This is a genomic window from Blastococcus sp. SYSU DS0616 (assembly GCF_054051015.1).
Genome location: NZ_JBJHAJ010000017.1, coordinates 18227 through 35531, shown reverse-complemented (window position 1 = coordinate 35531; position 17305 = coordinate 18227). Strand labels below are relative to the sequence as shown.

Below are 17305 nucleotides of genomic sequence, written 5' to 3'. Positions count from 1 at the left end.
CCCAGGGTAGGGCTCGGTCAGCCGGGGCCGACGTGGGTCAGCCGGTGCAGGCGGAGGGCCAGCTGGACCTCCAGAGCGCGGGCCGGGGAGGACCACTCGCGACCGAGCAGCCGGCCGATCCGGTCCAGGCGCTGGGTGACGGTGTTGACGTGCACCTGCAGGCTCTCCGCCGCCCGTGCTGGTGAGCCGCCCGCCGCGAAGAACGCCTCCAGGGTTCCTTCCAGGTCCGTGCCGCGCTTCGCGTCGTACTCGAGCACGGGGGCCAGCGTCGCCCGCACGAAGGCGGGCACGTCGCGCCCCTCACCGACCAGCAGGCCGAAGAAGCCCAGCTCGTCCGCGCTCGCGGAGCCCCCCGCGCGGCCGAGCGCCACCAGGGTCGCCGCGCAGCGCGCCGCCTCCGCGTGCGCTGCGGCCACGGCACCAGGGCCGACGGCCGGTCCGGCGGCGCCGACGGTGACCGCGCCGGCACCGGCGGCCCCGAGCTCCCGATGGACGACGGCGGCCGCGGGGCCGGGATCCTGGCCGGGCAGGCAGAGGACGACGCAGCCACCGTGCAGGCCGGCGAGCCCGCCCCGGGTCGCCGCCAGGTGGGCCGCGGTGGCCAGGGCCCGCGGCCGGCACCGCGCCTCGACCCGGGCGACGACGACGGCGTGCGCGCGGTCCAGATCCGCACCCAGCCTGCGGGCGCGCTCCCGCAGCCCGTCGGGATCACGGAGACCGGGGTTCAGGAGCTCCTCGAGCAGCTCCCCGCGCACCCGGTTCTCCGCCTCGCCCGCCGTCCGGCGGATGAGCAGCAGCAGGGCGGTCACGAGCGCGGCGCGCTCCAGGATGCGCTGGTCGGAGTCGGCCAGCTCCTCCTCGCGGTGCAGCACCAGCCCGCCCAGCAGCTCGCTGTCCACCGTCACGGCTGCGGTCCACCAGGTGCCGTCCTGCACCGTCCGTCCGGTGGCGCGGGCCAGGGTGAGCGCTCCGGCGGGGTCGGGCGGCAGCGCGGTCGCCGAATCGGCACCGGGCGAGGCGGCCCGGCCTTCCTCGTCGAGCACGGTGATGCTGCCCCCGAGGGCCTCCGTCACCGCCGCGGCGACGTCCTCCACCCCGCCGCCGCGCAGGACCACGTCGATGAAGCGGTCGTGGGCGCCGGCCGCCCGCTCCACCGACGCTGTGTGGGCGCGCAGCCGCCGGGTGGCCGCGGACAGCTCGTCCAGCGCCGCCCTGGTCTCCTCGAGGAGCCGGGCGTTGTCCAGGGCGATCGCGGCGTGGGCGGCCAGCGACCCCAGGAGGGACACCTGCGACCGGTCGAAGGTGCGCTCGGCGCGGTCGGCGGCGAACAGGACGCCGACGACCTGGGCGCCGCGGACGAGGGGCACCCCGAGGATCGCGACGAGCCCCTCGTCGTGGACGCCGTCGTTGATCTCGGTGGTGTGCCGGAACCGCGGGTCGGTGAAGTAGCTCGACGTCGCGTACGGCGCGGCGGTCTGGGCGACGAGCCCACCCAGCCCGACCCCCATGGGCAACCGCAGGCCCTGGAACCGGGCCGAGACCGAGCCGTCGGTGACCCGCATGTAGGTGTCCCCACGCAGGGGGTCGTTCAGGGTCAGGTAGGAGACGTCGCTGCCCAGCAGCTGCCGGGCGCGCCGGACGATGGCGGTCAGCACGGAGTCGACGCCGCGCAGCGCCGCGAGGTCGTTCGCGGTGTCGAAGAGGGCGGTGAGTTCGGACTCCCGGCGGCGCCGGGCGGCGAAGGCCTCGCGCACCTCGAGCGCCAGCAGCTTGAGCCGCTCCAGCCCGGCCAGCTCGTCGGCGTCCGCCCCAGCCGCCCGTGCCCGGACCAGGGGGCGTTCGTACTCGATCGCCGCGGCATCGCCGAGCAGCAGCTCGAAGTACTCGGCGGCCCACCCCGCGGCCGGACGCGGGGCGCCACCGGTGGGAGGCGGGGCCGCAGGCTGGGACACGACCGGCATTCTGGCCGGTCGGGCGCTCACCGCGCGCTCCACCCGCCGTCCATCACGAGGGAGGTGCCGGTGACCGAGGCCGCGGCGGGCGAGCACAGCCAGGCGACCGCGTCGGCCACTTCCGCGGGCTCGATGAGCCGCTTCACCGCGGCCGGTGCCAGCATCACCTGCTCCACGACCTGGTCCTCGGACAGGCCGTGCGCCTGCGCCTGCGCGGCGATCTGCCCCTCCACCAGCGGGGTCCGCACGTAGGCGGGGTTCACGCAGTTCGACGTGATGCCCCGGGCGGCGCCCTCCAGCGCGATGACCTTGGACAGCCCCTCGAGGCCGTGCTTCGCCGTCACGTAGGCGGCCTTGTAGGGGGAGGCGCGCAACCCGTGGACCGAGCTGATGTTGACGACGCGGCCCCAGCCGCGGTCGTACATGTGCGGGAGGGCACCGCGGACGAGCCGGAAGGGCGCCTCCAGCATGAGCCGCAGGATGTGGGAGAACCGGTCGACCGGGAACTCGTGAACCGGTGCGACGTGCTGCAGACCGGCGTTGTTGACCAGGATGTCCACGGCCAGGTCGAGGCGGTCCACGGCAGCGAGGTCGGACAGGTCGGCCGTGACCGCCGTGCCGCCCACGTCTCCGGCCACGGCCCGGGCGCCCTCGGCGTCGCGGTCGACGACCACGACGTCGGCGCCGTCGGCGGCCAGCCGGACGGCGCAGGCCCGGCCGATCCCCGATGCGCCCCCGGTGATGAGTGCCCGCCGCCCGACCAGGGGACCGTTGACCGCCATGGTGGGAACGCTAGGCCCACGGTGCGACATGCCCCACGGCTGTGGCGCACACAGCAGGCGCCCACCTGGTGGTGCGAGGGCACACTCGCGGCAGGGTTCGCGACCCGGCTGGAGACTTCCTCAGTCCGACTCGTTGCCCGGGCGGGCGACCGAGTCGTCGCGCTGCGCGTCCTCGTCCGTGGTCAGCTGCACGTCGTCGTCCTGCCGGGCGGGCGTGGAGGCGTCGTCGGCGGTGTCGGGGGACTCCCGGTACCCGGTCGGCTGGGATTCGCTCATCGGCCGTCGTCTCCTGATCGTTCGGTGGGGCCGGTGACCTCGCCGGAGGCGCCGGCCCGGGTGGCGCGGGCGACGTCGCCGTCCGCGCGGGCCGGCAGGTCGTCACCCTGGGCGGCGTCCCGCTCCAGGGCCTGCTCGCGCGTGAGGGGGACGTCGTCGACCGAGGACGTCAGGTCGCTGTTGGCGCCGGTGCCCGACGCGGTCGGTACGTCCTGCTGGATGCGGTCGCTGCCCTGGGGATCGGTCATGCCGGCCTCCTGTCCATCGGCTGTCCTCCCGCCCATGCCCGGCATCGCCCCCGCGAAACGGCCGAGGCCGCCTCCCGGTGGGGGAGGCGGCCTCGGCTGCGGTGCGGAGCCGGTGTGGACCGGTCGTGGGCCCAGAGGGTCCCCGACCGGGACATGGGCAACGGCTCCACGTAGACGGGAACGGCTCCTGGCCGCGGTGCCGTCCGGAGGACGGCAGAGTGCTCAGAAGCAGTTCTCGTCGACCTCCATGAGGGCGTTGTCGGTGTTCTCGACGATGGCCCGCTCGGCGGTCAGCTTCGGCAGCACCTGGCCGGCGAAGAACCGGGTGGCGGCCAGCTTGCCCTCGTAGAAGTGGCGGTCCTTCTCGCTGACCTCGCCGGCCAGGGCGGCGAGCGCCACCTCGGACTGGCGGATCAGCAGCCACGCGGTGACCAGGTCGCCCGTGGCCAGCAGCAGCCGGGAGGTGTTCTGCGCGACCTTGTACAGGGAGGCCATGTCCTCCTGCGCGGCGGTCAGGTGGCCGAACATCGCGGTGAGCATGCCCTGGACGTCGGAGAGCGCGGTGCCCAGCAGCGCCCGCTCCTCCTTGAGCCGGCCGTTGCCGACCTCGCCGTCCACCGTCGCCTGGATCTGCCCGGCGAGCCAGGTCAGCGCGACCCCGCCGTCCTTGACGATCTTGCGGAAGAAGAAGTCCTGGCCCTGGATCGCCGTGGTGCCCTCGTAGAGGGTGTCGATCTTGGAGTCGCGGATGTACTGCTCGATCGGGTAGTCCTGCAGGTAGCCGGAGCCGCCGAGGGTCTGCAGCGACTCCTGGGTCAGCAGCTGGGTGGCGCGCTCGGAGCCGAAGCCCTTCACGATCGGCAGCAGCAGGTCGTTGACCCGCTCCGCCAGCTTCGCCTGCTCGCTGTCGGCCTCGCCCGCCGCCGCGGCCTCGGTGACCTGGTCGCGGAAGCTCGCCGCGTACAGGTACAGGGCCCGCATGCCCTCGGCGTAGGACTTCTGCAGCATCAGGGAGCGGCGCACGTCCGGGTGGTGGGTGATCGTGACCCGCGGGGCGTCCTTGGACGTGGCGGTGAGGTCCGCGCCCTGGACCCGGGTCTTCGCGTAGTCCAGCGCCACCTGGTAGCCGGCCGAGAGGGTGGCGATGGCCTTGGCGCCCACGAACATGCGGGCGTGCTCGATGACCTTGAACATCTGCGCGATGCCGTCGTGCACCTCGCCGACCAGCCAGCCCTGCGCCGGGACCGGTCCGTCGCCGAAGGTGAGCTCGCAGGTGGTGGAGACCTTGAGCCCCATCTTCTTCTCGACGTTGGTGACGTAGGCGCCGTTGCGCTCGCCGAGCGCCCCGGTCTCGAGATCGACGTGGAACTTGGGGACGACGAACAGCGACAGCCCCTTGGTGCCGGCCCTCGCGCCCTCGGGGCGAGCCAGGACCAGGTGGATGATGTTGTCGGACAGGTCGTGCTCGGCCGACGTGATGAACCGCTTCACGCCGTGGATGTGCCACGAGCCGTCGGGCTGCTGCACGGCCTTCGTCGTGCCGGCGCCGACGTCGGAGCCCGCGTCGGGCTCGGTGAGCACCATGGTGGCGCCCCACTTGTGCTCGAGCATGAGCTCGGCCAGGCGCTTCTGGTCCGGCGTGCCCAGCTCGTCGAGGATCGCGGCGAACGCGGCGCCCGAGCCGTACATGAAGACCGCCGGGTTGGCGCCGAGGATCATCTCGAAGGCGGCCCAGGTGAGGACGTGCGGAGCGCCGAAGCCGCCGAGGTGCTCGGGCAGGTCGAGGCGGTACCACTCGCCGTCCTCGACGGCCTGGACCGACTTCTTGAACGACTCGGGCAGCGCCACCGAGTTCGTGGCGGGGTCGAACACCGGCGGGTTGCGGTCGGCGTCGACGAAGGAGGCCGCCACGGGTCCCTCCGCCAGCCGGCGCACCTCGCCGAGGATCCCGCGGGCGGTGTCGGCGTCCATCTGCTCGAACGGGCCGGTGCCGAAGCGGTCCTTGGTGTCCAGGAACTCGAACAGGTTGAACTCGAGGTCCCGCAGGTTGGCGGTGTAGTGCGTCATGGCGCTCAGGCTCCCGTGCTCCGGCCGGCGTACGGCGTCGTGCTACTCACGAGTAACAAACGCTATTACTCGCGAGTAGCAACGGCAAGCACCAGGTGCCCGGACACGTTCCGGGCACCGCGTCTGACCCGGAAGGGTCAGCGCTTGCGGCGCCGGGCGCGGAGCACCGCGCCGGCCAGCCACACCAGCAGGCCGCCCAGCGCCGCCGCGACGAGCAGGGCCACCACCAGGGGGCCCTCGACGTCGGTGAAGACGAGGCTGATCTGCACCGACTGGCCGTTGAAGATGACGAACAGCACCAGCACCACGGTGACGAAGATCAGCAGCGCGAGCGCCAACCCCCGCCCGATGGTGCGCCCGGTGTGCCGCTCCCGCGTCGGCGTCGGCGTCGGTTCGGCCCGGCCGGCGGGCTCTGCGGGTCCGGCCGCGCGGTCGCCGGCGGCGGGGGAGCCCAGGCCGACGCTGAGCGGGTCTCGCGCGTCGGCCGGCTCCCGCCCGGGGCCGGTCACCGGGCGTCCGGTTCGGTGTCGGCGGGCGGGTAGGCCGGTCCGGCGATGCCGTCCGCCGGCCCTTCGGTGGCGCCCAGGGAATCGCGGTCCTCGCCGGGCGCCTTCTCCGCGCCGAGCGGCTCGGCCTCGCGGTCGGCACCCGCGTTGTTCGCATCCGGCATGGTCATGGGCCGGTTCTGCCCCTGAGTGGGCGGGTGGAAACCACTCGCCACTGCCCCGCCCGCGCGTGCGCGGCACGGGTGCCCGTTCAGTCCGCCAGCGCGGGACCCGCCTCGTGGGCGGGGTGGCCGGCGGTGCGCTCGCGCTGCTTCATCCGGGCCTCGAACACGTGCCGGTCACCTCCGGCGAGCTCCTCCCGGGCGCGAGCGTCGAACGCGCGGAAGGCGCCCCAGTAGTTCTCGTCGAAGTCCTCGACGATCTGGAAGGTCCACCGGTCGGCGATGACGTTGCGGCCGACGAGGTCGCGGTCGAGGTCCTCGGCGAGGCGGGTCGCGCCGGCCCTGCCGAACAGCTCGACGGACTCCTGCAGCAGCCGGTCGGCCTTGCCGGTCAGCTGGTGGAACGCGTACAGGAAGCCGCGTGCCTGGTCGACGGTCTCCAGGGCCTCGGACAGCTTGCCGAGCGCCTCCACCGTCGTGTCGTCGAGGTCGGGCCGGGTGCGGTCGGTGCTCACCCGCCCATCCTGCGGTCAGGCGCGGGCGACCGCGATCTCGATCAGCCGCTCGGCCAGCTGCCGGCCGTGGGCGGCGGGGCCGTCGGGCCCCAGGAGACCGCCGGAGAGGTACATGCCGTCGATGATCAGGTGGATCTGCGCGGCGAGGTCCTCCCCGTCGCCCGGCACGATCTCGTCGGCCAGCCGCTCCAGGCGGGCGTGCAGCTCGAACTTGTAGTCGGCCGCCGCGCTGCGGGCGGGGTGCTGCGGGTCGTCGTACTCGCTGCTGACGTTGGTGAACGGGCAGCCGCGGAACCCGGTGCGGGTGACGTCGCGCTCGACGGCGTCGACGACCGAGAGCAGCGCCGCGCGGGGATCGCCCTCCAGCCGGTCCAGCTCGGCGTCGATGAAGGCCAGCACGGTGGCTGCCTTGCGGCTGAGGTAGGCCCCGACGAGGTCGTCCTTGCTCTTGAAGAGCCGGTAGACCGTCATCTTGCCCAGGCCCGTCTCGCGGACCAGCTCGTCCATGCCCACGCTGCGGGAGCTGCGGCCGGCGAAGAGGCGCTCGGCGGTGTCCAGCACGATCGCCTGCCGCTCGGCGCGGCTGCGGCGAACCGGTGCCGAGGCGTCGTCGGCGGCGGTGAGGGGCAGGGCGGCGGTCACGTCTGCGATGGTGCCCCAGGACGTGACGGAGCAGTTCGCGGCACGCCGACCCTGATCGCTCTGGGTGACGAGGGGCCCCCGGGTTTCCCGTGGCACCGGGGAGCGGTGGTGCCGGTGTGACGCAGTAGCGTCACCGAGCGTGAGCGCGGCGGCTCAGTTCCGGCGGGTGCGACGCGGGTTGGCCAGCAGCCGGGCGACGGCCCGCGCCGAGGACTCGGCAGAGTCGGTCCGCGATCGGTCGGCCGACTCGTCGGTGGTCCGGGTGTGCAGCACGTTGTCCTCCATGCGCCGTTGCGTGCCCGTGCCCTCGTTGCGGGAAACCGGCACGCGGCCCACCGGGGTGAGACGTCGCTCACCCCGTGGACCGGTCAGAGCGCCGGTCAGGTGTCGGGGGTGTCGGCGCCCCCGCTCGCGGCGTCGCTGCGGCCCTCGGCCGGCTCCTCGGGGTGCGGCGTCCGGCCGCTGCCCGCCTGCTCGCCGGCCGGGTCGCCCTCGGCGCGCTCGGCGCTGTGCGGCGTGCGCTGGGATTCGCTCATCGCGGGTCCTCCTCGGATCGGGTCGGGGAGCGGTGTGCCCGGTCCGCCGGCGGGGAAACCGCGGGCCCGCCGACCGGGGTGGCCGGGGGCACGCGGAGCAGCAGCTCGCGCACGGCGTCGTGGTCGGGGAGGGCGCCGCGCGCGCCGGGACCGGTGGTGGAGGACGCGGCCGCCGCGACGGCGTGCCGGACGGCGTCGGGGAGGCCGGCGCCGTCGGCCAGCGCCTGCCCGAGGGCGCCGCAGAAGCAGTCACCGGCACCGGTCGTGTCGACCGGTGTCACCGGGGGCGGCGCCTGCAGCAGCGCCGGCCCCTCCGCGGGCACGACGAGGGCGCCACGCGCGCCGAGGGTGACCACGACGGCGCCCGCCGTCACCCGGCGGGCCAGCCCCGCGAGCTCGGCGGGCGAGCGCTCACCGGGGTCGGCACCGGCCAGCTGCACCAGCTCGTGCTCGTTCGGGACGAGCACGTCGACCCGCTCCAGCAGGGCGGCCGGCAGCGGCACCGGGGGAGCCGGGGTCAGCACGACGGTGCCGGTCGCCGTCCGGGCCGCCGCCTCGACCGCCGGCAGCGGCACCTCCAGCTGCAGGAGCACCACGCGGGCCGACCGCACCGACGGCACGTCGACGTCGGCGGGGCTCAGCTCGGCGTTGGCCCCGGGCACGACCACGATCAGGTTCTCTCCGCTGCCCTGCTCCACCGGGATGGTCGCGGTGCCGGTGGGCGTGCCGATCGTGCGCAGCACCCGGCTCACGTTGACCCGGGAGGAGGCGAGCGCGGCCAGCTGCCGGTCGCCGGCCGGGTCGTCGCCCACCCGGCCCACCATGTGCACGCCGCCGCCGAGGATCCCCGCCGCCGCGGCCTGGTTGGCGCCCTTCCCGCCCGGGGCGAGCGCGGCGGCCCGGGCGACGACCGTCTCGCCGCGGCGCGGCAGCCGGTCGACGGAGACCAGCACGTCCTCGTTCAGGCTGCCGACGACGGTGACGGACACGCAGGACCTCCGGAGGGCTGGGCGAGGGGTACCGGACGGCCGTTTCCCGCGGCCGGCGCGACGGTACCGGGAGGACGACGAGCGGAGGAACCATGGCGAGCGACGACCCCGACACGATCCGGCGGGAGTTCGGCGAGGCGGTGAACATGACCGCGGCCGAGCTGGAGCGGTGGCTGGCGAGCGAGGAGTCGCAGGCCGTGGGGCAGAAGGACGGCGACGGCGAGTCCACCGGCCACGCCTCGGGCCGGCGCATCGTGGACCTGCTGCGCACGAAGAAGGACGACCTGACCGACGACGACCTCGCCCACATGCGGAAGGTCCACGGCTACGTGCAGCGGCACCTGGCCCAGGAGCCGGCGAAGGAGGACGTCGAGACGTCGAAGTGGCGGTACTCGCTGATGAACTGGGGCCACGACCCGCTCAAGAAGGGCTAACCCTCCGTGCGATCCACCCCGCTGACCCGCAACGACCCCGCCCAGTACGACGAGCTCGCCGACCAGTGGTGGCAGCCCTCCGGAGGCTTCGCCGCCCTGCACTGGCTCGCTGCCTCCCGGGCCGAGCACATCCCACCGGCGAGCGGCCCGGGGGCGCTGCTGGTCGACCTCGCCTGCGGTGGGGGGCTGATGGCCCCGCACGCCGCCCGGCTCGGGTACCGGCACGTGGGGGTGGACCTCGGGCTGGAGGGGCTGCGGACCGCGCGGGCGCACGGGGTGCTGCCGGTGCGCGGCTCGGTGCTCGCCGTCCCCCTGGCCGACGGCTGCGCGGACGTCGTCGTCGCCGGCGAGATCCTCGAGCACGTCGAGGACGACGTCGCGGTGCTGGCCGAGTGCGCCCGCCTGCTGCGGCCCGGGGGCATCCTGGTCGTCGACGCGCTGGCCGCCACGCGGATCGGCCGCTTCCTCATGGTGACGGTGGCCGAGCGGCTCCCCGGTGGCCCGCCGCCCGGCATCCACGACCCGGCGCTCTTCGTCGATCGCGCGCGGCTGCTCGCCGCGGCCGACCGGCTGGGTCTCGAGCTGCGCCTGGTCGGCCTGCGGCCGTCGCTGCGCGACGCGATCGCCTGGCGGCTGGGGCGCCGGGGCTCGGTGCGCATGAAACCGATCCGTTCCACGGCCGTCGTCTTCGCCGGGTACGGCCGGAAGCGGTGAGCGGGCGACGCGACGGCGGCGCACGTACCGTCGAAACCGTGATCCGGAGCAGGTCAGCCGTGGGGCCGCGATCGTGACCGCCGCCGTCCTCACCGGGGCGGGCAGCGCGCTGCCCACCACCCTGGACCAGGAGGCCGCCTGGGACGGGTTCTTCGGCACCCACTACGAGGGGGTGCGCGCCGCCCGCCGGATCTTCCTCGGGGCCGGCGTGCGCCGCCGGCACGCGGTGGCCAACCCCGTGGACGAGGACCTCAGCGGCTGGAGCACCGGGGCGCGGATGGCGCGGTACGTCCAGGAGGCCCTCCCGCTGGGCAAGCAGGCCGTCGCCGGGGCGCTGGACTCCGCCGGGCTGGCGCCCGGGGACGTGGGGCTGTTCGCCGTCGCCACCTGCACTGGCTACGCGACGCCGGGGCTGGACATCCGCCTGGCCAGCGACCTCGGCATGCCGGCCGGGCTGCAGCGGCTGCTGGTCGGCCACATGGGCTGCTACGCGGCGATCCCGGGCCTCGCGGCCGTCGGCGACTTCGTCACCGCGCGGTCCCGGCCGGCGGTGCTGCTGTGCTGCGAGCTGACCAGCCTGCACGTGCAGCCGGCCCAGGCCGATCTCGAGCAGGTCGTCGCGCACGCGCTGTTCTCCGATGCCGCGGCGGCCGTGGTCGTCGAACCCGGCGCCGGGCGCGGGCGCCGGATCGCCGGGGTCGTCGCGCGCACCGACGCCTCGACCGCCGACCACATGACGTGGGACGTCACCGACCTCGGGTTCCGCATGGGGCTCTCCCCGCGGGTGCCGGACGTGCTGGCGCGGCACGTGGGGAACGTCGTCGACGAGCTGCTCGCCGGAGCGGGTCTGCGCCCCGAGGACGTCGCGGGCTGGGCCGTGCACCCCGGGGGCCCCCGCATCATCGACGTCGTCCGCGACGAGCTCGGCCTGCGCGAGGAGCAGGTCGCGGCCTCGCGCCGGGTGCTGGCCGAGCACGGCAACTGCTCCTCGGCCACCGTCCTGCTGGTGCTGCAGGAGCTGGCCGACGTCGACGGGCCGGTCGTGGCCATGGCGTTCGGGCCGGGCCTGACCCTCTACGCGGTGCTGTTGCTGCCCGCGTGACCCCTGGTCGCGGAGCGGCGGCGGTCCTAGGCTGCCCTCCCCGGAACCGTGGGAGGGAGGCGGCCGTGGGCGCGTCGCCGCCGGGCGTGCGGGTGTTCCTCGTCGACGACCACGAGGTGGTCCGCCGCGGCGTGGCCGAGGTCCTCGAGGACGACCCCGCCATCACCGTCGTGGGGGAGGCCGGCTCGCGCGCCGAGGCGCTGGCCCGGGCTCCCGCCGTCCGTCCCGACGTCGCCGTCCTCGACATGCGGTTGCCCGACGGGGACGGCGCCACCCTCTGCCGGGAGCTGCGCGCGAGGCTGCCCGGCCTGCGCTGCCTGGTGCTCACCAGCTACGCGGACCGGGCGGCGCGCGACGAGGCGGTGCGCGCCGGCGCGGCCGGGTTCCTGCTCAAGCAGGTGCGCGGCTCGGCGCTGGTGTCGGCGGTGCGCACAGTGGCGGCGGGCGGCGACCTGACCGAACCCGGACCGCCGCCACCGGCGCGGTCCGGCGGTGATCGGCTCGCGACACTGACCGACCAGGAGCGCGCCGTCCTGGGGCTGATCGGTGAGGGGCTCACCAACCGCCAGATCGGCGAGCGCATGGGGCTGGCCGAGAAGACGGTCAAGAACTACACCAGTCACGTGCTGGCCAAGCTGGGCCTCGAGCGCCGGACCCAGGCCGCCATCCTGGCCACCGAGCTGCGCGACCGCCGGAGCTGAGCCTGCGCCGGTGCGGGTCAGCCGGGGAGTGGCACGACCCAGCGGATCTCCGTCCCCGAGGCCCCGGTGGCGGTCGCCAGCCGGCCACCCCGGCGTTCCGCGCGGTCGGCCAGGTTGGCCAGCCCGCTGCGCACGGTGACCGCCGGCAGCCCGTGCCCGTCGTCGGTGACCACGACGCGCACCTCGTCGGCCAGGGCCACGGTCACCGTCACGCGGGTGGCGCGGGCGTGGCGGACCACGTTGGTGACCAGCTCGCGGACGACGGCGACCACGTCGCCGGCCAGGCCGGGAGGCAGGTCCTCGATCTCGCTGCGCACCCGCAGGTCCGGGCGCACCCCGTGCCCGTCGGTCACCGACCGCACCACGTCGGCGAGCCGTCGCCGCACGGCCGCGGACGAGGAGTCCTCGGCCCCGTGCAGCTCGAAGATCGCCTCCCGGATCCGGGCGATGGTGCCGTCGAGCTCGTCCACGTGCCGCGCGATCCGGCTGGCGACCAGCGGCGCGGAGCCCTCCAGCGAGCGGCCGAGCCGGTCCAGCGCCAGGGCGGTCGCGAAGATCCGCTGCACCACGTGGTCGTGCAGGTCCCGGGCGATCCGGTCCCGGTCGGCCTGCACCTGCAGCCGCTGCTCGCGCTGCTGGCTGCGGACCAGCCGCATCGCCACCGCCGCCTGGGTGACGAACGCCGACGCCGGCTCGAGCACCGCGGGGTCGAACGGTGGCCGCTCCCGCAGCCGCATGGCGACCAGGGTGGTCGGCGGAGACGGTCCACCCAGCGGGAGGTGGAGCGCCGGTCCGTACCGGCCGGCGAGCTCACCGACCAGTGGGGCGCGGGTCGTGCCCGGCACCGGCGTGGCGACGTCGTCCACCAGCAGCGGCGTGCCCGAGCGGTGGGCGTCGCCCAGCCGGGTGCCGGCGAGGGGGATGCGCGCGCCCTCGGTCCGGGTGGCCTCGGGGCCCACGGCGGCGGTCACGACCAGGGTGCCCTCGTCACCGGGCACCGGCGCCAGGATGCCGACGGTGTCGGCGCCGGAGAGCTCGGCGATGCGGGCGGCCGCGGTGCGGAGGACCTCGTCGGCGGGGCGCCCCGACAGCAGCGCCGTCGCGATGTCGGTGCCGGCCTGCGACCAGGCCCGGCGCTGCTCGGCCTGCTCCAGCAGCCGGGCGTTCTCGATGGCCAGGCCCGCCACCGCCGCCATGCCCTCGGAGAGCTCCAGGTCGGCCGCGGTGAACGCGCCCCCGCCGCGCTTCTCGGTGAGGTACAGGTGCCCGAAGACGGAGTCGCGGGCGCGGACCGGGAGGCCCAGGAACGACCGCATCGCGGGGTGCCCCGGGGGGACGCCGACCGAGGCGGGGTGGGTGCGCAGGTCGGCCAGCCGCAGCGGGGTCGGGTCCTCCAGGAGCAGGCCGAGGATGCCGGCGCCCTCGGGCGTGCGGCCGATCCGCTCCTGGGCCCCGGGATCCAGGCCGACCGTGACGAACCGGTCCAGCCCGCGCCCGTCGGGCGTGAGCACGCCCAGCGCGCCGTAGCGGGCGTCGACGTGCCGGGCCGCGACCGCGACGATCTCGTGCAGGGTCGCCTCGAGCCGGCCACCCGAGGCCGCCGCCAGCACCGCGGCGGTGAGGGCCGCGGCGTCGTCGCTCATCGAGCGCACCGGTGGTCGGGCGGGGGCACGGCCTGACCGTAGGAGCGCCGACGGGGCAGGGGAAGCGCTCGGCCCATCGTGCGGCACGGTCGCGTCCCGCCCCAGGGACGAAAGGCCCGGTCCCGTTCCGTGTTCCCCGGCCTGCGCCGGAACGCGTCGAGGCCCCGGTCGATGCGACCGGGGCCTCGGGAGCTCGTGGAGCGGGTGACGAGAATCGAACTCGCACTGTCAGCTTGGGAAGCTGATGTTCTACCATTGAACTACACCCGCGAACAGCGACGAGCCTACCTGGTCGCCTCCCCGCCGCGACAGCCACCTCCGGTCAGCGGCGCATCTCCGCGAGGAATCCGGTCGCCTCCGACCGCAGCTTCTCCGCCATCTGCGACAGCCCGGTGACGTCCTCGTGGCCGGTGTTCAGCGACGCCGAGCCGTCCACCGCGGCGGCGATGCCGCCGACCAGGCCGTTCATCTCGTCGACGGTGGAGCTGACGCTGCTCATGCCGGCGGCGACACCCTCCGACGCCTGGCGGATCTGCTCCACCTGGGCGGTGACCCGCTCGGTCGCGCGGCCGGTCTGGTCGGCGAGGTCCTTGACCTCGGAGGCGACGACGGCGAACCCCTTGCCGGCCTCGCCCGCGCGGGCGGCCTCGATCGTGGCGTTGAGCGCGAGGAGGCGGGTCTGGGCGGCCACCGAGTCGATCAGCGCGATGATCTCCTTGATCTCGGCCGACGAGCGGGTGAGCGAGCTGATCGTGTCCTGCGCGGTGCCCACCTCGGCGCTCGCCGCGGTCGCGGCGGCGGTGAGCCCGGACGCCGATGCGCTGAGCTCGGTGGCGGCCGTCGCCACCTGCTCGGACATCGAGAGCACCACCGACTCGAAGTCGTCGGCCAGCCGCAGCCGGCTGGTCTGCGCGTCGGTGACGCGCCCGGCGGTCGCCTGCATCGCGGTGCGGGCGTCGTTGATGTCGCTGGCGGTGCGGCGGAAGGAGCCGAGCAGGCCGGTGGTGAGCAGGCGGCGGTGGAACCGGCCCTCGGCTGCGGAGCTCAGCGCGGCCGACGACTCGCGGACGAACGCGTCGGAGACGTCGAGCACCCGGTTGAGCGCGTGGTGGAGGGAGACCAGTTCGGGCACCTGCTCGGTGTCGGCGTCGATGCGGCTGCGGGCCTCGAGGTCACCGCGCGAGGCCGCCTCGCACGCCGCCGTCAGCTGCCGGACGAAGCCGCGGTAGAGCGCCAGCTCCGCGGCGTCCGATCGCCGGCCGTGCTCGCCGCGCGTGGTGCGCACGCCCATGTCAGCTCTCCTCGCGGTTGATGATCGACCAGACGAACTCCTCGTAGCTCTGCCCCTGCTCGGCGAGCACCTCGTCGAGGAGCCTGGAGGAGGCCGCGACCGCGCTGCGCGCGTTCGGGTGCCGGCGCTCCTCGGCCAGCAGCCGCTGGTAGAGGGGCAGCACCCGCCGGACGGCGCCCCGGGAGGGCCGCCGGCGGTTGGAGTGGTAGCCGACGACCCTGCAGTGCGCGTCCTTGGAGGGCGTCACGTGCGCCAGCACCCAGTAGTGGCCCCCGTCGGTGGCGAGATTGTTGATGTAGGCGAACACCTCCTGGCCGGCGCCCAGGGTGTCCCACAGCAGCTTGAACACCGCCCGCGGCATCTCCGGGTGGCGGATCAGGTTGTGCGGCTGGCCGATCACGTCGTCGCGGTCGTAGCCGCTCACCCGCAGGAAGACGTCGTTGGCGTACGTGATCACGCCGCGCAGGTCGGTCTTGGAGACGATCAGCTCGTCGGCGGAGAAGCTCCGCTCGCGGCCGGTGGGGCGCACGGCGTCACGGGCGCCGCGAGGCGCGGCGGTGGCCGGCCGGGTGTCGAGCACGCAGGTTCCCCTCGGTTTCGTTCGATTGCGTCCCGTTCATCGGCAGTCGGGAGGTCCAACGGGACGTGGGGAGGCGACAGCGCGCCGCGGGCAGCCGGCGCCGTTCGCCCGCACGGCGCGCGGACGCGGTTCCCTAGACTCCGCGCCATGCTGCTGAGCGACCGCGACATCACGGCCGCGATCGCCGGGGGACGCCTCGGCATCGAGCCCTACGACCCGGGGCTGGTGCAGCCGTCCAGCATCGACGTCCGGCTGGACCGGTACTTCCGGGTGTTCAACAACGCCCGCTACACCCACATCGACCCGGCGGAGCAGCAGGACGACCTCACGTCGCTGGTGGAGCCCGAGGGCGACGAGCCGTTCGTGCTCCACCCCGGTGAGTTCGTGCTGGGCTCCACGCTGGAGGTCGTCAGCATCCCCGACGACCTCGCCGCCCGGCTGGAGGGCAAGTCCTCGCTGGGCCGGCTGGGCCTGCTCACCCACTCGACGGCGGGCTTCGTCGACCCGGGGTTCTCCGGGCACATCACCCTGGAGCTGTCGAACGTCGCGAACCTGCCGATCACGCTGTGGCCGGGCATGAAGATCGGCCAGCTGTGCCTGTTCCGGCTGACCAGCGCGGCCGAGCACCCCTACGGCTCGGCGGTCTACGGCTCCCGGTACCAGGACCAGCGGGGGCCCACGCCGTCGCGCTCGTTCCGCAACTTCACCCGCGCGGAGACCCGGCGTCCCTAGCCTCGGCGGGCGGGGCGTCGTCGACGTCGGCCGCTGCCGGGACCTCGACGCCGGCGCTCTCCAGCACCTCGGTGGAGCGGCCCGCGGGTGACCAGCCGGGGACGGTGCGCTCCACCTCGTCGTCGACGAACACCTGCCGCGTGGCGATCCACCCGGCGACGGCGAGCACGGCGACGCCGGTGAGGGCGATGACGAACATGCCGTCGTAGCTGCCGGTCACCCCGCGGAGCACGCCCACGAGCAGCGGGCCGGCCCCGGCGATCACGTAGCCGATGCTCTGGCTGACGGTGGAGAGCGCGGAGACGGTCTCGGGCGTGCGCGCGCGCAGGCCGATGAGGGTGAGCACCATCGAGAAGGTGCCCATGCCGACGGCGATGAGGACCATCCACAGCCACGGGGCGACGGTCGGCGCCGTCCAGAGGCCCACCCAGCCGGTCACGTAGCAGGCGATGAAGAGCAGCAGCAGCGGGCGCTGCAGACGCGGCCGGACGGTCAGCGACGGGATGACGGCGCTCAGCGGCAGCCCGACGACGGAGTTCAGGCCCAGGAGGAGACCGGCGGTCGCCGCGCTCAGCCCCGAATCACGCAGGTACTGCGCCGACCAGCCGATGACGACGTAGGCCTGGAGCGCCTGCACGCCGAAGAAGGCGGTGATCGCCATCGCCGTAGGGCTGTGCACGAGGGCCCGCATCCGGACGGCGGTGTGGCCCTCGCGCGACACGTCGGGCGCGGCCGGCAGAGCCAGCCACACCCCCGCCGCGACGAGCGCCGGCAGCGCCCAGACGACGAGCGCCCAGCGCCAGCCCTCCCCCTCGGCGACGTCGGCGATCGGCTGCGAGGTCACCGCCGCGAGGGTCGCGCCCAGCCCCATCGCGGTGCTGTAGGCGCCGATCAGCGGGCCCGTCCGCCCCGGGAAGTGGCGCTTGACGAGCCCCGGGAGCATGACGTTGCCCAGCGCCCCGCCGGCCATGGCCAGCGCCGTGCCGGCGAGGAAGACCGGGAACGCCTCGGCCAGGCTGCGCAGCCCCAGCCCGACGGTCATCGCCACCAGGGCGCCGGCGAGGACGTGCGCGTCGCGGTAGCGCGCCGACAGCGCGGGGCCGGTGAACCCGATGAGCGCGAAGCAGAGCACCGGCATCGTGGTGATGACCCCGGCCAGGCCGCTGGAGATGCCCAGGCCCCGCTCGAGCTCCTCCAGCACCGGGCCGACGCTGGTGACCGCCGTGCGCAGGTTGAGCGCCGTGAGCACGATGGCCACGGCCATCAGCCCGAGACCGCGACGACGGTCGGTGCCGGGGGTGCTGCGTGCGGGGGCGGTGCGGGTCACCCGGAAAGCGTCCTCCGTGACCGGGTGCACACCGCCCCCGGGTGGGTGCGCGGCGCAACCACCGCGGGGTGCACGGCTCCGGAACGGCGACGGCGCGCACCCCGCGG

21 protein-coding genes and 1 tRNA gene are annotated in these 17305 nt (G+C 74.9%); 5 read left to right on the top strand and 17 right to left on the bottom strand.

Translation table 11 applies throughout. The annotated features are described in order from the left end of the window. Positions 1–17 precede the first annotated feature (17 nt). The 12 genes from ACI79K_RS13705 to ACI79K_RS13650 all read right to left on the bottom strand — a co-directional run bounded on the left by ACI79K_RS13705 (position 18) and on the right by ACI79K_RS13650 (position 8674). Positions 18–1961 carry a helix-turn-helix domain-containing protein gene (locus ACI79K_RS13705; RefSeq protein WP_456590142.1) on the bottom strand — a complete coding sequence of 648 codons (1944 nt, stop codon included), beginning with the start codon at positions 1959–1961 and terminating at the stop codon, positions 18–20. A 17-nt stretch (positions 1962–1978) separates the two neighbouring features. Next, positions 1979–2734, bottom strand: coding sequence for a 3-hydroxybutyrate dehydrogenase (locus tag ACI79K_RS13700; RefSeq protein ID WP_456599968.1), 756 nt, complete (start codon positions 2732–2734; stop codon positions 1979–1981). Between the two features lie 120 nt (positions 2735–2854). Next, entirely contained in the window at positions 2855–3010 is a 156-nt protein-coding gene (locus tag ACI79K_RS13695) for a hypothetical protein (RefSeq protein WP_456590107.1), read from the bottom strand. Next, positions 3007–3258, bottom strand: a complete 252-nt coding sequence (locus ACI79K_RS13690; protein ID WP_456590108.1) for a hypothetical protein — start codon at positions 3256–3258, stop codon at positions 3007–3009. Before ACI79K_RS13690 ends, ACI79K_RS13695 begins: the two co-directional genes overlap by 4 nt. Before the next feature lie 222 nt (positions 3259–3480). Further along, positions 3481–5325, bottom strand: coding sequence for an acyl-CoA dehydrogenase (locus ACI79K_RS13685; protein WP_456599967.1), 1845 nt, complete (start codon positions 5323–5325; stop codon positions 3481–3483). 137 nt (positions 5326–5462) lie between these two features. After that, positions 5463–5834, bottom strand: a complete 372-nt coding sequence (locus ACI79K_RS13680) for a lipopolysaccharide assembly protein LapA domain-containing protein (protein WP_456590110.1) — start codon at positions 5832–5834, stop codon at positions 5463–5465. Beyond that, positions 5831–6001: a hypothetical protein gene (locus ACI79K_RS13675; protein ID WP_456590111.1), complete on the bottom strand. Its 171-nt coding sequence runs from the start codon at positions 5999–6001 to the stop codon at positions 5831–5833. Before ACI79K_RS13675 ends, ACI79K_RS13680 begins: the two co-directional genes overlap by 4 nt. Positions 6002–6081: 80 nt before the next feature. Continuing rightward, positions 6082–6507, bottom strand: coding sequence for a hypothetical protein (locus ACI79K_RS13670; RefSeq protein ID WP_456590112.1), 426 nt, complete (start codon positions 6505–6507; stop codon positions 6082–6084). 15 nt (positions 6508–6522) lie between these two features. Beyond that, positions 6523–7149, bottom strand: a complete 627-nt coding sequence (locus ACI79K_RS13665; RefSeq protein WP_456590113.1) for a TetR/AcrR family transcriptional regulator — start codon at positions 7147–7149, stop codon at positions 6523–6525. A 153-nt stretch (positions 7150–7302) separates the two neighbouring features. Continuing rightward, positions 7303–7476, bottom strand: coding sequence for a hypothetical protein (locus tag ACI79K_RS13660; RefSeq protein ID WP_456590114.1), 174 nt, complete (start codon positions 7474–7476; stop codon positions 7303–7305). Positions 7477–7529: 53 nt separating this feature from the next. Next, a complete protein-coding gene (locus tag ACI79K_RS13655; protein WP_456590115.1) occupies positions 7530–7685 on the bottom strand; it encodes a hypothetical protein in 156 nt (51 codons plus the stop codon). Continuing rightward, positions 7682–8674, bottom strand: coding sequence for a ribokinase (locus tag ACI79K_RS13650; RefSeq protein ID WP_456599966.1), 993 nt, complete (start codon positions 8672–8674; stop codon positions 7682–7684). The genes ACI79K_RS13655 and ACI79K_RS13650 overlap by 4 nt, the downstream gene beginning before the upstream one ends. A 92-nt stretch (positions 8675–8766) precedes the next feature. Here ACI79K_RS13650 and ACI79K_RS13645 point away from each other — a divergent pair, with 92 nt between their 5' ends. The 4 genes from ACI79K_RS13645 (at position 8767) to ACI79K_RS13630 (ending at position 11625) form a co-directional block, all read left to right on the top strand. After that, the gene (locus ACI79K_RS13645) at positions 8767–9108 is read left to right on the top strand and encodes a DUF3140 domain-containing protein (RefSeq protein WP_456590117.1); all 342 of its coding nucleotides are present in this window, start codon (positions 8767–8769) and stop codon (positions 9106–9108) included. Positions 9109–9114: 6 nt separating this feature from the next. Continuing rightward, positions 9115–9822: a methyltransferase domain-containing protein gene (locus ACI79K_RS13640; protein ID WP_456599965.1), complete on the top strand. Its 708-nt coding sequence runs from the start codon at positions 9115–9117 to the stop codon at positions 9820–9822. A gap of 73 nt (positions 9823–9895) precedes the next feature. Further along, complete coding sequence (locus ACI79K_RS13635) at positions 9896–10924, top strand: type III polyketide synthase (RefSeq protein ID WP_456599964.1); 1029 nt, start codon at positions 9896–9898, stop codon at positions 10922–10924. A gap of 65 nt (positions 10925–10989) precedes the next feature. Further along, positions 10990–11625, top strand: a complete 636-nt coding sequence (locus tag ACI79K_RS13630; RefSeq protein ID WP_456599963.1) for a response regulator transcription factor — start codon at positions 10990–10992, stop codon at positions 11623–11625. 17 nt (positions 11626–11642) lie between these two features. Here ACI79K_RS13630 and ACI79K_RS13625 read toward each other — a convergent pair whose 3' ends face one another. The 4 genes from ACI79K_RS13625 to ACI79K_RS13610 all read right to left on the bottom strand — a co-directional run bounded on the left by ACI79K_RS13625 (position 11643) and on the right by ACI79K_RS13610 (position 15139). After that, complete coding sequence (locus ACI79K_RS13625) at positions 11643–13268, bottom strand: GAF domain-containing protein (protein WP_456599962.1); 1626 nt, start codon at positions 13266–13268, stop codon at positions 11643–11645. A gap of 196 nt (positions 13269–13464) precedes the next feature. Then, positions 13465–13538, bottom strand: a tRNA-Gly gene (locus ACI79K_RS13620). A 52-nt stretch (positions 13539–13590) separates the two neighbouring features. Then, positions 13591–14559, bottom strand: coding sequence for a methyl-accepting chemotaxis protein (locus ACI79K_RS13615; protein WP_456590122.1), 969 nt, complete (start codon positions 14557–14559; stop codon positions 13591–13593). Position 14560: 1 nt separating this feature from the next. Continuing rightward, a complete protein-coding gene (locus ACI79K_RS13610) occupies positions 14561–15139 on the bottom strand; it encodes a PAS domain-containing protein (protein ID WP_456590123.1) in 579 nt (192 codons plus the stop codon). Between the two features lie 147 nt (positions 15140–15286). Here ACI79K_RS13610 and dcd point away from each other — a divergent pair, with 147 nt between their 5' ends. After that, positions 15287–15871, top strand: a complete 585-nt coding sequence (dcd, locus tag ACI79K_RS13605) for a dCTP deaminase (RefSeq protein ID WP_456599961.1) — start codon at positions 15287–15289, stop codon at positions 15869–15871. On the opposite strand, the gene ACI79K_RS13600 is transcribed toward dcd, so the two are convergent. Further along, positions 15843–17198, bottom strand: coding sequence for an MFS transporter (locus ACI79K_RS13600; RefSeq protein ID WP_456599960.1), 1356 nt, complete (start codon positions 17196–17198; stop codon positions 15843–15845). The genes dcd and ACI79K_RS13600 overlap by 29 nt on opposite strands. Between the last annotated feature and the right edge of the window lie 107 nt (positions 17199–17305).

Bases quoted from the DNA above. Each gene is read 5' to 3' on its own strand.
- ACI79K_RS13705 (WP_456590142.1), bottom strand. From the start codon at position 1,961: ATGCCGGTCGTGTCCCAGCCTGCGGCCCCGCCTCCCACCGGTGGCGCC.
- ACI79K_RS13700 (WP_456599968.1), bottom strand. From the start codon at position 2,734: ATGGCGGTCAACGGTCCCCTGGTCGGGCGGCGGGCACTCATCACCGGG.
- ACI79K_RS13695 (WP_456590107.1), bottom strand. From the start codon at position 3,010: ATGAGCGAATCCCAGCCGACCGGGTACCGGGAGTCCCCCGACACCGCC.
- ACI79K_RS13690 (WP_456590108.1), bottom strand. From the start codon at position 3,258: ATGACCGATCCCCAGGGCAGCGACCGCATCCAGCAGGACGTACCGACC.
- ACI79K_RS13685 (WP_456599967.1), bottom strand. From the start codon at position 5,325: ATGACGCACTACACCGCCAACCTGCGGGACCTCGAGTTCAACCTGTTC.
- ACI79K_RS13675 (WP_456590111.1), bottom strand. From the start codon at position 6,001: ATGACCATGCCGGATGCGAACAACGCGGGTGCCGACCGCGAGGCCGAG.
- ACI79K_RS13655 (WP_456590115.1), bottom strand. From the start codon at position 7,685: ATGAGCGAATCCCAGCGCACGCCGCACAGCGCCGAGCGCGCCGAGGGC.
- ACI79K_RS13645 (WP_456590117.1), top strand. From the start codon at position 8,767: ATGGCGAGCGACGACCCCGACACGATCCGGCGGGAGTTCGGCGAGGCG.
- ACI79K_RS13625 (WP_456599962.1), bottom strand. From the start codon at position 13,268: ATGAGCGACGACGCCGCGGCCCTCACCGCCGCGGTGCTGGCGGCGGCC.
- ACI79K_RS13615 (WP_456590122.1), bottom strand. From the start codon at position 14,559: ATGGGCGTGCGCACCACGCGCGGCGAGCACGGCCGGCGATCGGACGCC.
- dcd (WP_456599961.1), top strand. From the start codon at position 15,287: ATGCTGCTGAGCGACCGCGACATCACGGCCGCGATCGCCGGGGGACGC.